This is a genomic window from Pontibacter indicus (assembly GCF_900156345.1).
In the GTDB taxonomy this organism is placed as follows: domain Bacteria; phylum Bacteroidota; class Bacteroidia; order Cytophagales; family Hymenobacteraceae; genus Pontibacter; species Pontibacter indicus.
Map to the genome: position 1 here is coordinate 1,867,018 of NZ_FTPP01000001.1, position 14,231 is coordinate 1,881,248.

The 14,231-nt window shown below is 54.2% G+C and carries 11 protein-coding genes; 7 read left to right on the forward strand and 4 right to left on the reverse strand.

The window, feature by feature from the left end; all coding sequences use genetic code 11:
- Positions 1 to 59: 59 nt before the first annotated feature.
- The 5 genes from B0B12_RS08010 to B0B12_RS08030 are packed head-to-tail and all read left to right on the forward strand — an operon-like array spanning position 60 to position 4,139.
- Positions 60 to 932 carry an STAS domain-containing protein gene (locus tag B0B12_RS08010; protein WP_076667253.1) on the forward strand — a complete coding sequence of 291 codons (873 nt, stop codon included), beginning with the start codon at positions 60 to 62 and terminating at the stop codon, positions 930 to 932.
- 4 nt (positions 933 to 936) lie between these two features.
- Positions 937 to 1,347: an STAS domain-containing protein gene (locus B0B12_RS08015; RefSeq protein WP_076667255.1), complete on the forward strand. Its 411-nt coding sequence runs from the start codon at positions 937 to 939 to the stop codon at positions 1,345 to 1,347.
- On the forward strand, positions 1,340 to 1,744 hold the full coding sequence (locus tag B0B12_RS08020) for an anti-sigma regulatory factor (RefSeq protein WP_076667804.1): 405 nt from the start codon (positions 1,340 to 1,342) through the stop codon (positions 1,742 to 1,744). The genes B0B12_RS08015 and B0B12_RS08020 overlap by 8 nt, the downstream gene beginning before the upstream one ends.
- On the forward strand, positions 1,734 to 2,762 hold the full coding sequence (locus tag B0B12_RS08025; protein ID WP_076667257.1) for an ATP-binding protein: 1,029 nt from the start codon (positions 1,734 to 1,736) through the stop codon (positions 2,760 to 2,762). The genes B0B12_RS08020 and B0B12_RS08025 overlap by 11 nt, the downstream gene beginning before the upstream one ends.
- A gap of 6 nt (positions 2,763 to 2,768) precedes the next feature.
- On the forward strand, positions 2,769 to 4,139 hold the full coding sequence (locus tag B0B12_RS08030; protein WP_076667259.1) for a sensor histidine kinase: 1,371 nt from the start codon (positions 2,769 to 2,771) through the stop codon (positions 4,137 to 4,139).
- 60 nt (positions 4,140 to 4,199) lie between these two features.
- On the opposite strand, the gene B0B12_RS08035 is transcribed toward B0B12_RS08030, so the two are convergent.
- From B0B12_RS08035 to B0B12_RS08045, 3 genes are all read right to left on the reverse strand, one after another.
- On the reverse strand, positions 4,200 to 4,640 hold the full coding sequence (locus B0B12_RS08035) for a response regulator (protein WP_076667261.1): 441 nt from the start codon (positions 4,638 to 4,640) through the stop codon (positions 4,200 to 4,202).
- A gap of 228 nt (positions 4,641 to 4,868) precedes the next feature.
- Positions 4,869 to 6,008 carry a PepSY-associated TM helix domain-containing protein gene (locus B0B12_RS08040; RefSeq protein ID WP_076667807.1) on the reverse strand — a complete coding sequence of 380 codons (1,140 nt, stop codon included), beginning with the start codon at positions 6,006 to 6,008 and terminating at the stop codon, positions 4,869 to 4,871.
- Between the two features lie 78 nt (positions 6,009 to 6,086).
- A complete protein-coding gene (locus B0B12_RS08045; protein WP_076667263.1) occupies positions 6,087 to 8,417 on the reverse strand; it encodes a TonB-dependent receptor in 2,331 nt (776 codons plus the stop codon).
- A gap of 219 nt (positions 8,418 to 8,636) precedes the next feature.
- Here B0B12_RS08045 and B0B12_RS08050 point away from each other — a divergent pair, with 219 nt between their 5' ends.
- Positions 8,637 to 8,933 carry a sll1863 family stress response protein gene (locus B0B12_RS08050; protein ID WP_076667265.1) on the forward strand — a complete coding sequence of 99 codons (297 nt, stop codon included), beginning with the start codon at positions 8,637 to 8,639 and terminating at the stop codon, positions 8,931 to 8,933.
- 64 nt (positions 8,934 to 8,997) lie between these two features.
- Here the strand turns inward: B0B12_RS08050 and paaN are convergent, their stop codons facing one another.
- Positions 8,998 to 10,671: a phenylacetic acid degradation protein PaaN gene (gene paaN / locus B0B12_RS08055; protein WP_076667267.1), complete on the reverse strand. Its 1,674-nt coding sequence runs from the start codon at positions 10,669 to 10,671 to the stop codon at positions 8,998 to 9,000.
- Between the two features lie 193 nt (positions 10,672 to 10,864).
- On the opposite strand from paaN, the gene B0B12_RS08060 reads away from it, so the two are divergent.
- A complete protein-coding gene (locus B0B12_RS08060) occupies positions 10,865 to 14,155 on the forward strand; it encodes a S8 family serine peptidase (protein WP_244554634.1) in 3,291 nt (1,096 codons plus the stop codon).
- Positions 14,156 to 14,231 lie beyond the last annotated feature (76 nt).

The following is a 14,231-nucleotide window of genomic DNA, read 5'->3' on the forward strand; positions in this document are numbered from 1 at the left end:
CGATGTAAAACGGTAACATTGCTTAAACCATACATCCATAAGCTACGTTTTGCCCTACCATGAACACAACAGCACAAGTACTAGAGAAAAACAAAGATCGTATCCTCGAGAAATGGATGCAGAATCAGATGGCCGATCCCTCGCTGCGTGAAGACCTGATGACGAACGATGAGTTACAGCATCAATCAAAAGAAATGCTGGATGGTCTGTTACGCGCCATCTCAAAAGGAAACTACGACAATATTTATGAAACGGAGTTTGAGCAGGTGACCGACACGCTCCGCGACATTTCCATTACCAGAGCAAGACAGGGATTTAGCCCACGCGAAACCGGCTCATTCGTGCTCAGCTTGAAGCAGGCGCTGATTGAGGTGCTGGTTGAACAAAGACAGAATGACACGAGCACACTCTACCAAGAGATTATGCTGCTCAACACCATGCTCGACAACCTGAGCATCGTCACGTTCGAGACCTTCATCAAAGGCCGCGAAGAGGTGATCCTGCGTCAGACTGACGAGATCAGCGAAATATCTACGCCCGTGATCCGGGTTTGGGACGGCATCCTGGCCCTGCCGATTATCGGAACGCTGGACAGCGCCCGCACCCAGATCGTGATGGAAAACCTGCTGCAGGAGATCGTGAACACCGGTAGCAACATCGCCATCCTCGACATCTCCGGCGTGCCTGCCGTGGACTCGCTGGTAGCGCAACACCTGATCAAAACCGTTAGCGCCACCCGCCTGATGGGTGCCGAGTGTATCATCAGCGGCATCCGGGCCGAAATTGCGCAAACCATCGTGCACCTGGGCATCGACCTGTCCAACATCAAAACCAAGGCCACCCTGGCCAGCGCGCTGCAGCTTGCCTTCAGTATGACGAACCTGGAAGTGCGCCGCATAGACCGAAACAAAACCAACAAACTACTGCGCTAATAACATGGAAAGGATTCCGATTTTAAAAATGGGCCCTTTCCTGCTGGTAACCATTCAGATCGACCTCTACGACAGGCTGGCCCTGACACTGGAGAACGACCTGATCAACATGGTGAGCCAAACCGGGGCGCGGGGCGTTTTGATAGACATATCGGCAGTAAGCATCGTGGACTCTTTTATGGGCCGCATTTTGGGCAACATCGCCTCTATGTCGCGTATTATGGATGCCGAAACCGTGGTAGTAGGCATGCAGCCCGCTGTGGCCATTACGCTTGTAGAACTCGGCCTGACACTGCAGGGGGTACACACCGCCCTGAACGTGGAAAAGGGCATGGAATTATTAAACAATAAGCTAGGCGATAACCTGGAACCAGACGACGAAGAGGAGGAAGACCAGGATGATCGTAATGACTAAAGACACGATGGACATCGTGCGCGAACAGGACGTAGTGCCTTTCCGCAACCGTGTTCGCGAATTTGGCACCCGCATCGGCATGAGCCTGGTAAACCAGACCAAGCTGATCACGGCGGCCAGCGAATTGGTGCGTAACATGCTCAAGTATGCCAACGGAGGCAAGGTGATACTTGAAGTTATCAGCCACAATGCCAAAACCGGTATCAGACTGACCTTCAGCGACCAGGGGCCAGGTATACCGGACATCGCTCAGGCCATGCGCGACGGCTTTTCTACCGGCAGAAGCCTCGGCCTCGGCCTGCCCGGCGCCAAACGGCTTGTCAACGAATTCGACCTCAAGAGCACCCCGGGAGAAGGCACAACCGTCACCGTCATCCACTGGAAACATGGACGTTAACCAACATTACCGCTTCACAGTTCCGGACCGGAGCTACGCCAGTCTCACCAAAAAGGACATCACGCGTCTTGCCGAAAGCTTTGCCCTCTCGGAAGGAGCAGTAGGGAGGGTCAACATTATTGTGTCGGAGATGCTCACCAACCTGGAAAAGCACACGACACAGGGCGGCGAGCTGCTTGTGAAGGCCATCGGCAAACCCATCAAAGGAATCGAGATCATCTGCCTGGACAACGGCCCCGGTATGGCCGACCCCAACCTGATGCTGCAGGATGGTGTCTCCACTTACGGTTCCGCGGGCGAGGGCCTGGGCGCGATCAAGCGGCAGTCGGATGTGTTCGATCTATACTCACAAGCGCAGGTAGGCACGGTGATCGTGGCCCAGGTATACAAATCAACCAAGTCTATGCCTGTGGCGCGGCGCTATGAGATCGGCAACGTGATGGTGCCCAAACCGAAAGAGGTGGACTGTGGCGATGGGTATGCCGTCATTCACCACGAGCGGGGCGTATACCTGCTGGCACTTGACGGGCTCGGCCACGGCACACACGCCCAGGAGGCCGCGACAACAGCCGTAAAAATCTATTGCGAGGACCCTATACCTGACCCGGCCTCGGCGCTGCGAGCCATCCACACCGGCATCCGCCGCACCCGTGGCGCAGTTGGCCTGGCAGCCAACATCGACATCACCCAGAACAAACTCAGCTACTGTGGCATTGGCAACATTGCCGGCAAGCTCTTCTCCATGGACAGCCCGCTGAGCAAGTTGACGTATAAGAATGTGATCTCTTACAATGGCATCCTCGGGCACAATGTTCCGGGTACTTTCAACACGCAGAGCCTGGACTGGAACCGCAACAAGATACTCGTGGTGCACAGCGACGGCCTGAAATCGCGCTGGGACCTGAGCCGTTACCCGAACCTGCACCGCCACCTGCCCACCACGATCGCGGCTGTGCTCTACAAAGACCACAGCCGCCAGACGGACGATACGCTCGTATTGGTATGTAAAGCTAAATAGTGGCCCATGGCAAATAACCTGCTTAAAATAAATATCACCAACGAACTGGATGTGGTGCTGGCCTACCGGAGGGCCATGCAGCTGTCTGAAAAAACAGGTATGGCGCAGGCCGGCCAGACCAAGTTCGCCACGGCTGTGTCGGAGATCTGCCGCAACGTGGTGGAGCATGTGGGCAACGGCACTATCCAGTTCAGTATTATGGAAGCAGGTGGTCACAACTACCTGGAGGCCAAGGTTTCGGACCGCGGACGAGGTATAGGAAACCTCGATCAGATATACGAACGGGCCACGTTTGCCAGTAATCCCACTGCGCGCGGCATGGGCATAGCCAACTCCCGCAAGCTCGTCGATTTTTTTGAGGTCAAATCCGAGTATGAGCAGGGAACTACTGTTACACTGCGCAAGCGCATACCTTCGCAGTCTCCCATCGTCACCAAAAGCCTGAAAGAGGTATGGCTGCAGGAGTTTAACGACGAGGAAGGCATTTCGCCCTATGCCGAGATCAAAAAGCAGAACATGCAGCAGCTCGAACTGCTCGAGAAACTGCGGTTGCGCAACCTGGAGGCTGAGCAGCAGCTCCAGGAAATCAGGAGGCTGAACCTGCAGTTGCAGCAGTCTAACTTTGAGATACAGACCCTGTCGGAAGAGCGGGAGCGCCGGAACCTGGAGCTCCAGAAAGCGAATGCCGACTTGGATGCCTTTGCTCATACCGTTTCGCACGATCTGCGCTCTCCGCTGCAAAACATTGGGGGCATCCTCAATTTTCTGGAAAACAGCCTGCAGAACGGGAACGCCGAAGACGCTGCTTCCCTCCTGCCGATGCTGCGGGAACAGGCCAGCAAAATGGACAAGCTGATAACAGGTATACTGGCCTACTCGCTCGCCGGTCACCACAGCCTGCACCGCCAGATCGTACCTGTTCGGGCTGTGCTGCAAAAAGTGCTGGAGTCGCTCTACATACCGGCACCGTTCAAAATCATCCTCCCGGACGACATGCCCACGCTCTATACCCAGGAGATTTACTTTTACCAGATTTTCAGTAACCTGCTCGGCAATGCGGTAAAATACCACGATAGGCCCGAAGAGGCTGTGATTGAAGTAGAGTACAGCCTGCAGCGTGATTTTATCTTCTTCGTCGTGCAGGACAATGGCCCCGGTATAGCCCCTGAAGACCAGGAGCAGATTTTCAGCAAATACGAAGCGCTGGGCCACAACCTGACGCGCCCCGACAGTTCGGGCCTGGGCCTGGCCATTGTGAAACGCATACTCGAGGAAAAGCAGAGTGATGTGTGGGTAGAGTCGAACGGGCGCGGCACCCGCTTTGTGTTTTCGTGGCCGGCCAGTGAGGTGGTTGCTGACACGGAAGAGGTAGAATAAAGGACAAAGCCTGTATACCTTGCGGCATACAGGCTTTGTCGTGTTATAGCGTGGCTTCCCTTAGTTTTTGCGGTTCTGGAAAAACTCAGCCAGTATCTCTTTCACATCGTGGTTGGTCAGCGCCTTGGAGTAGTGCTTCTTCACTTTCTTGAAGTTTTTGATACGCTCCAGGTCATAGAAGCTCGCCGAAGAAGTGAGCATCAGGATGATCACATGGTCGCCGGCATCGAGGCCCTTGCGCTGGTATTCTTCCAGAAACTCAAAGCCGTCCATCATGGGCATCTTGATGTCCAGGAAAATCAGATCAGGGCATTTTAGCGTGCTATCAGGCTTATCACCACAAGCTTCGCTCAGGTAATCGAGTGCCTCCTTTCCGTTTTTCAACACCTTAATCTCTTTTGCCACCTTCATATCGGTGAGCAGGCGCTTATTTAGATAATTGGTAGTATCGTCGTCGTCTACCAACAGCACCAGGTCAAGCATTTCAGATGCTTCCTTCATAGTCAGTTATTTTCTCGCTTAAATCAACAGTACGGCACAAGGCACACTCCAAATCCCCTTTTCCCGGTTGAGTCCCTAACGTATCGAGAACAAGTAATGTTCAATATGACGGCTCATTATGTACTATATTGTAATCTTATAAAAGCGACACCGCATATGCTTTGCCTCAGTTCCGCAAAAATACATTTTAGATCGCAAAAATTAAAGCTAATCCCGCTGTTACCACATTTATATTTTTCGGGCAACTATACCTCTCCTAACCTTCACGGAGCTTTTTTCTTTCTTTTTGGATCTGCCCTGCCACATCACAATGCCCGTCACCCACAGCATGGCCGGCGTCAGGCCCAGAAAGAACCAGAGCACGCGTGTCAGCCAGCCTCCTATTTCCCCGAAATGTATCGGCACAAACCAGTTGCGGGTAAGCTTTCTGCCAATCGGAGCCGTGTGCGGATTGTAGTCATACACAACAGCGCCGGTGTACTGGTCCAGGTATACCATCGGGCGATACTGGGGGCCAGCCTCCAGCTCGGCTGAGGCCAGGTAGGTCAGGTTGAGCGTTGCCGCACTATCTGGCGCCATGACAAGCGTTCGCCGGACGTAGCCGGGGTATAGGGCGTCCATCCGGTCGAGCGCCTGGTATACGGTGAGCGGAGCCGTTTCTTCCTGGTAGGAGGATCGCAGTGCTTTGACGTATGGGGTCGGTTCCTTGGCAAGTGTCAGCTTATCCACCGCGTTTTGAATCTGCTCCTGAAAGCCAAAATATGATCCGGTAATGGCAGCCAGAAACAACGGTAGGCTCAGGTAGAATCCGAACACCTTGTGCAGATCGAAATTCCGGCGCTTGAACGAGGCGTTGGCTTTGAGTCGCAAACCGTCTTTCAGGTTTCGCATCCGGCGGGGCATCCACAGGTATAGCCCTGTCGTGAGCAGTACGAAGGCCAGCAGGAGTGCGCTCGTCCCTGTGATCAGGGCGCCGGTGTCCCCCACGGTCAGGTGGCGGTGCAGGTCGAGCACTTCATCCATCACACCGCGGCGCTTCTCAAGCTGCCCCACATAGTTACCCGTAGCGGCGTCAAAAAACAGAAACTGCTTGTTGCCCTTTACCTTCACGATGTAGTTCTCCAGCTCGCGCACCGGGAAAAAGATGCTGGTCACCTGGCTGCCAAATTGCTCCTCGGCATTCCGAACCACCAGGCGAACGTCCACCGGGGTAGCCTCCGGATTGGAGCTTTTGTAGTGCTCCGGGTATAGCGCCACCGTCAGCTCGGGCTGAAACACGTAAAGCGAGCCCGTTAAGCCCATCACGGCTAGCACGGCGCCCGCTGTCAGGCCAACCCAAAGATGCAACTGAAGGAGTAGTTTGCGCATATACCTAAACTTAAAACCGGCGGCACCGCCCATATCAGGTCGATGCCGCCGATGCTATTTATCCTCTGGTTTGAGTTCTTAAAATCTAACTCCTACAGTACCCTGCACCGTAGTAGGCGCACCCGGCATGATTACGGTCACCGACTGTGAGCCTTCGTAGTATTTCACGTTGGTGAGGTTCTTCACGTTCAGGGCCGCATGGAAGCGCTTGTTATTATAGAACATGGTGGCGTCGTAGCGAGTGTATCCCGGCAGCATAAAGCTGTTGGCATCATCCACCGGACGATCTTCCACATAGGTAAAACCACCGCCAATGCCCAGGCCCTTCAAAAAGCCATTCTGCAGCTCGTAGGTTGTCCAAAGGCTGCTGTTATTATACCCTACTCCCCGGAAGCGACGGCCTACTGTGCGTTTCGGGTCGTCTCCGCTCAGCGCGTCCTTCGTTACGCGGGCATCGGTATAGGTATAGGTGGCGATCACGTTCAGGCCAGGCAGCACCTCGCCTGTGATGTCCGTTTCTATACCTTTGCTCTGCACTTCGCCCAACTGCACGCTGGCGCCGCTCTGTGTGGGGTGAGGCACCACCACATTCTGGCGGGTGATGTCGAAGTAAGCGGCCGTCAGGTTCACGCGGTCGTTCAGCAGGCCGATTTTCGTACCACCCTCATATTGCACGGAAGTGATTGGTTTGAAGGCTTCCCCTTCCAGCGTCTGTCCTATACCTGGCTGGAAGCCCTTGGAGAAGTTGGCGTATACCGAAACCGGACCGTATACCTCGTAAAGCACGCCCAGCCTTGGGTTGAAGGCTTTGTTATTCTGCTCAGTGGTTTCGTTTTTCAGTCGGTCCTCCTTCTCCTGTTTCCAGAAGTCGTAGCGGCCACCCAGCAGCACTTTCAGGCGCTGGTTGATCGTAATGAAGTCCTGCAGGTAGAAGCCCAGCACGTCCACACGGTCTTGGTAGTCCTGTGCGTATTTGAGCAGCGAATAGTCCTTTGGCTTCGTGTTGTACTGCGGGTTCAGGATGTCGAACACATCGTAAGGAGCGCGCTTCACCCAAATGTCAAACACAGAGCGGGAAACTTCTATACCTCCCACAGCCTTGTGCTCAACCAATGCACCGGTGTTGAAATTGGCGTACAGCTCGTTCTGGGTGGCGATGTTGCGGTCGTAGGTGTCCTGGTCCTGGTGCTGGCGGTTGATGCGGAATGAGCCGTCTTTCAGAACGGTGGTCTGCTCCACCACATCACGGGTTTCGGTGGCGTAGTTGTAGTTGAACGCATGACGGAAGCTCAAAGCCTCTGAGAACTTGTGCTGCAGGTTGTACTGCGCCAGTCGGTTTTTAAACTCACCTGTATTGCTCGGCTCAATCACCACACGGCTCCTTGATACGGGCGCGATCTGGCCATTTACCGAGAAGATGCCACGATCAGATGGCTGTTCGTGGTTCAGGAACTCGGTCTCCACCGTTAAGGAAGTTCTGTCAGAGAAATCATATGTGAGGGCTGGGGCCACGAAAAAGCGCTTGGTCTTCACAAAATCGCGGTAGCTGTCGGCACGCTCGTAGGCGGCGTTCAGTCTGTATTTGAGTGTTTTTCTCTCGTTAAAAGCACCGCCCAGGTCAATGGCAGGACGTACCAGACCGAAGTTGTTGGTCGTGAACTGAATGTCCTGGAAGGTATGGGCTGTCGGCTTTTTGGTGGAGATGTTCACCATGCCGCCGGGGTCGCTTACGCCGTACAGTACCGAGGCAGGGCCTTTCATCACCTCGATCTGCTGGATGTTGGCACTCTCACGGTAGGTGCGCACGGTGTTACGGAAGCCGTTTTTGAACACGCTCTGCATGTCGGTGCGGAAGCCACGGATCTGGAAAATGTCGGAGCGACCGCCAAAGCCCGTCTCCATGCTTACCCCGCTCACATTGCGCATCGCATCTTCGAGGCGTAGCACCTGCAACTGGTCCAGGGCGCGGCGCGACACCACCTGCACCGACTGTGGCACCGATTTGATAGGCGCTTCCATTTTGGTGGCAGTGGTAGCGGTACGCTGCAGGTAATCGCCGCTGCGGTGGGCGGTTACCTGTATCTCGCCCAGCGAATGCGCCGACGTGGCCAGGTCCACATTCACGAAGGCGGCTTTGCCTCCGGTAACTTCCAGCGACTGCTTTTGCAAGGTATAGCCTATACCGGAAGCAACTAAGGTATAGCTGCCGGCCGGAATGTTTCTGATCAGGAATTTGCCTTCGTCGTCGGTGGTAGAGCCGTAAGAGGTGCCCTCCAGCCCTACGCTGATCCCGGCTATGCCTTCACCTCTTTCGGATTGGATGCGGCCCTCGATGCGGCCTGTAGATTGTGCAAACGCCTGTTGCGTCAGAAGTACAAGAATAAAAAATAAGGTGAGTGTGCGCTGCATGTAGCTTTAATTAGATTAATTCTAAAAAGTGGCACAAATGTAAAGATCGAACCGATAAGAGGAAAGAGTTATTTAGATTATTTCTAAATAAATATAAAACACCAGCTATACTGAGCCAGCACCTGCTTCAGTACATCCTTTTCAGGCCTTTATGAGTATCTAGAGTGGTAACTGCAGGTACAAGGCAGTATCACTTATTTTGAACCACAACCAAGAGATATGGATACATACAACCTGAAACCCGAGCACATGCGTGCGCCCAAGAACCTGTCGCGCGACGAGATTGAGAAAAGCCTGGAGGAGCTTGACAGCAAAATCAAAACGCTGAAGGCCCGTGCCAACGCCACTGCTGCAGACTCCAACCATACCTACCACGAACACATTGCCGCGCTGGAAGCCAAACGCGAGCTGATTGCCAACAAGTTGGGCGACCAGGAAGACAGCCAGAGCAAGTGGCAGGGACTGAAAGACGGTCTCGACAACCTGAAAAAGGACATGGACAACCTGTTCAAATAAAAACAGAAAGCCCCGGCGCTAGGTATAGCATCGGGGCTTTCTGTTTATTTACTCTTCCTGCAGATTAGCCAGCCACTGGCTCGCGGAAGCCTACCCAGGTAAAGCGCTTGATTACAAACTCGGGGTTCGTGAAAGAGGCGTTTCCGGCCGGGTTGCCGCCTGTTACGTGGAAGTCAGAGAAAGCTGCATTCTGGTTCACATAGATACCGCCCGTCAGGTTAAAGCTCACCGGCGTGCCCGCCAGACTCATCTCATCCATGATCTTCTCTTTCGTCACTTCATCCGTGGTATAGGCACCGCAGGAGATCGCGCCGTAGTTCATGGCCATCTCTTTCGCCAGTTCGATCGACTGGTCGGTGTTTTTGGTTTTGATAACGAGCGCGATCGGGCCAAACAGTTCGCGGCTGAAACTCTCTTTCTCTGTCGCATCGACTTCGTAGATCACTGGAGAGCAGGTACGGGCGTTTTCGAACATCGGGTTGCTGATGTCGCAGGTGCTCAGCACTTCTCTGCCTTTCACGCTGGCTGCCTCCTTCACACGTTCGGCTGTAGCCGGGTTCTGGATGGCGCCCAAAATGTGCGGACCGGCTTTCGGGTTGTTCACCAGCCCAGTTACGGCATCAGCCAGTTTCTGCACTACTTCTTCGTACGGCATCAGTTCTCCGCCCACTTTCACGCCGGTTTCCGGCACGAAGAAGTTCTGCGGAGCGGTACACATCTGCCCGGAGTACAGGCTAAGCGAGAACGCCAGGTTCTGGGCCACTTTGTCGATGTCCTGCACCGAGTCCAGAATGATCGAGTTCACACCCGTTTTCTCCGTGAAAGTCACTTTGCCCGGCAGGCTTTCCACGTAGTTGCCGAACTCCGTACCGCCTGTGTAGTCGATCAGTTTCACTTTCGGGTTCTCGGCCAGCTCTTTTGTGATCAGGCGGTCATCCGCATCCACGCCCAGTTGGCAAATGTAGGGGCTCAGGCCGTTTTCCGCCAGCACCTTCTGCACCTCCGCCACCACAATAGCGATAGGCAATACGGCTTTTGGGTGCGGTTTCACGATAACTGGGTTGCCTGTCACGAGGCTAGCATACATGCCCGGTACTGTGTTCCAGGTTGGGAAGGTAGAGCAGCCGATCACCAGGCCTATACCTTTCGGCACGGCGCGCCAGCTCTTGTTCAGCTTGAGGTTATACTTGCCCATCGGCTTCTCCCACTCCATGTGCTCTGGAAAACGGGTCTGCTCTTCGTAGCCTGCCGCTATCGCCTCCAGCGCACGGTCCGCCGCATGCGGTCCCGACGCCTGAAACGACATCATGTAGGCCTGGCCTGTGGTGTGCATTGTGGCGTAGGCGATTTCGAAGAACCTGGTCTTCAGGCGCTCCAGCGATTCCACCAGAATGGCGGCGCGGTCCACTGGCTTTACCTTGCGCCACTGATGGAAAGCCTCGTCGGCACGCGCCACCAGTGTTTCTGCACTAAAATAAGGGTACTTGATACCCAACGATCGCTGCTCGTAAGGCGATTCTTCCTGACCTGCCCAATTTTCAGCGCCATCGTGCACCAATTCCATAAACTTGTTGTTAAGATGCTGCTTATAGCGCTCCCGGCCTTCTTTATCAGCGTTTTCGCCATAGATGTCAGGCATCGGGTTTTCAGGGTATTGAGCAAAAAAACGACGCTCGTGCAGGGCTTTCACGGCGTTTTCAAGAATGGAAAGATTTTTATTTTTCAAATCCGAGGTCATAGTATTTATTTTATATAATTAAACACATATATTAGAATCAATTGTTGGAAAGTTACGTATTTTTTTATTAAGCCGGGGATGCATCTTTAAATTTCGCCGTGCTCTATGCGCTTTGATCTATACCTCTGCCTGCTCAGCAGGGGGCTTATTCACCTAATAGTTTAATATGATTTAAATGTTTACCCCAGGGTCAGTGGTTTACCGCTGCATACTACCTTTCCTGTTTATAGTCCTGAGCCTTTCTTCGCTGGCTGCGCAACAGCTGCCCGCTCCAGCAGGTATAGGCACCACGACTAAACCGCATACCGTTGTCTACAAGCTGAAGCCACAGTCCGGCAGCCAGCTGCGCATGGCAAGTGGAAACCCCATGCAAAAAGCCTTGCAAAAGGTAGGAGCCAAAACGGTGGAGCAAAAGTTCCCTGGTAAGGCGCCCTCTCCCCTCGCCCGCAAAGCTCGTGTAGACCTCTCGCTTATTTACGAATTAAAATACGACCCTTCCCATAATCTCGAAGCTGTGCAGCAGGCCTTGTTGGCAACCGGCATGGTAGAGTATGTAGAACCCCTCTACGAACGTGTCCCGCTCTTTCAACCCAACGACCCCGCCTCCGACTCCACTAAAACAACGCAGGCCTACCTGAAAAACATACAGGCCTATGGTGCCTGGGCAGTGCAGAAAGGTGACACCAACATCATCATCGGTGTGCTGGACTCGGGCTTCCGCTTCAGCCACGAAGACATCAAAAACAAGATCAAGTATAATTACGATGATCCCATCGATGGGATCGACAATGACGGCGACGGACTGATCGATAATTTCTACGGCTGGGATTTTGGTGATGGGGACAACATTTTAACAGATGACTCCCCTTACAGAGGGCACGGTACGAAGGTGGCCGGCGCTGCCATCGGCGAAGCCAACAACGGCGTAGGTATAGCCGGCGTGGGTTTCAACGCCAAGTTCATGCCGATCAAGGTTTTCCCGTCCACATCCTACGGCAGCTTCGGCGGCTACGAGGCCATTGTGTACGCGGCTGATAAAGGCTGCAGCATCATCAACCTGTCCTGGGGCGGCATGGGATCTTCTAAGTTCGAGCAGGACATCATCAACTATGCGGTGCTGGAGAAGGATGTGGTGATCGTAGCAGCGGCCGGAAACACCAATGCTTTTGTCAACATCTACCCGGCGGCCTACGACAATGTACTGTCAGTGGGCGGTACCCATAACGATGTGAAAACGAACGGCCATACCTGGAACTACAGGATAGGTCTGACGGCCCCAAGCCAGAGCGTCTACTCCACCACTTACAGCCGCGACAATTCCTATGGCTCCGATACCGGCACTTCGCTTGCCTCGCCGATGGTGGCCGGGGCCGCTGCGCTGCTGCGTTCCCATATGCCGTACCTCAATGCCCTGCAGGTCATTCAGCGGCTGCGCGCTACCTCCGACGACATTTACCAGCAGCCGGGCAACGCCGCCTACCACGAACTGCTTGGCAAAGGGCGTCTGAATGTGAAAAGAGCCCTGCGGGATACACGGGCAAAGGCGGTGCGCTGCACCTCTTTCAGCGTTGTCGGTAACAAAGTAGCACAGGTTGGCGACACGCTGGAGATTCACCTCAGCGTGATGAACTACCTCGACCCAACAACTGCCCTAACGCTAAAACTTACCTCCACCTCCCCTTTCATCAAGGTAGTGGAGGATAGCGAACTCAGCATCGGGGCTATGGGCACGCTGGCGACAAGCAACAATCACAGCAAGCCCTTTCGGTTTGTGGTGCTCCCCGATGCGCCTCATAATGCCCAGGCCACCTTCAGGCTCGGCTTTTCAGACGGCACTTACCAGGACTTTCAGTACTTCCAGCTACCCGTCAACCCCGACTATCTGACCCTGACCGCCAACAACCTGCATGTGACTTTGAACAGCAAAGGCAACCTCGGGTATAACGGGTATAATTTCGGGCAGGGCATTGGTATTACGTACAAGGGCAGCACGTCCATGATTTTTGAAGGCGGGTTACTCGTTGCCGCTGCCCCGGACCGTATATCGGACAATGTGCGCAATGCCAGTTGGCAAACGGACAATGACTTCGTATCGGTTAATGCGGCCAGGCTGCGCCACAACACTGGTGAGGCCGACCAGGAGATACGCGGCGTGATGCGCGACAAGTTTCCGGCTCCGGCCCAGGCGGGCGTGCAGGTAAGCTACAAAGGCATGGCCTGGAGCGATTCGCCGGACGCAGACTATATTATACTCGAGTACCGCATCCGCAACACCACCCCCGACACGATCAAGACCCTGCATGCCGGCCTGTTCGCTGATTGGAACATCACAGACGCCTACATGAACGTGGCCGACTGGGACGAAACGCTGCAGATGGGCTACGTGTATAACATGGGACAGGCATCGCCTTATGCCGGTATCAGCCTGCTCTCCGTAACGCCGCCTTCGTACTACGCCATTGATAACTTGTCCGGGGGCTCCTCTACTTTCGCGATTGCCGATGGCTTTAGCACGCAGGAGAAATACAGATCCTTGTCGGGTGGTGTGGCCCGGAAAAAAGCCTGGGGCAGCGGTTATGGCAATGATGTGGCTCACGTGGTGGGCACCACAGCCAGTAACCTGGCACCGGGACAGAGCCAACTGGTCTCCTTTGCCATTGTAGCCGGCGATGACCTGGAACAACTACGACTGAATGCCAAAGCAGCGCTCACCAAATACCAGGTAATGAAAGCCGGACCAGCCCCACTGGCTATCCGCGATACGGTGTGCGTCGGTTCTTCCATCAGCCTGGCGCCGGTGGGTGGCAAACAGTTCAAGTTCTATGCTGATGAAGCCAAAACAAAACTATTGGGCACGGGCAAAGACTTCAAAATCGCCGCTCTTGACACCAGCACGGTGCTGTACGTCTGCAATGCCGACTCCCTGTTTGATAGTCCGCTGGTGCCTTTTGAGCTTTTTGTCGCCAATTCCCCTTTAGCCAATTTCAGCATTGTGCAGCAAGCGGAGACGCTGGAACCGGGCAAGAACATAGACTTCCGTAACGAGAGTGAGTATGGCGACAGCTGGCGATGGGATTTCGGGAACGGCAGCACTTCCACGGAACAGCACCCCAGTTATACCTACGAACTGCCCGGTAGCTACAACGTGACCCTGATCGTCGCAAATGCCTTTAACTGTAACGAAGACACCCTCACGCGGCGCGTTGAGATCAGGCAACAAAACATTGTGATCGCCCCATCCCAGTTTCAGGTATACCCCAATCCGGCTGTGCACGACCTGCATGTGTCCCTGCCGAAAGCCGACGCAGGGCTCACCCTCTTGATGACAGATGCCATGGGCCGTCGGGTCAGCCCGAAACTACGCAGCCGGTTGCCGCACGATGCCATCTTTGACCTGAGTGAACTGGCAGGAGGTCTCTACATCGTACAGCTTACTTACGAGGATAACACCATCACCAAACGCCTGCTCATCATCAGGCCATAAGAAAAGAGACAAATACCTTAACGGGAGCTATACCTGTTAAAAGCAAAACGCCCCGCTCTTTCGAGCGGGGCGTTTC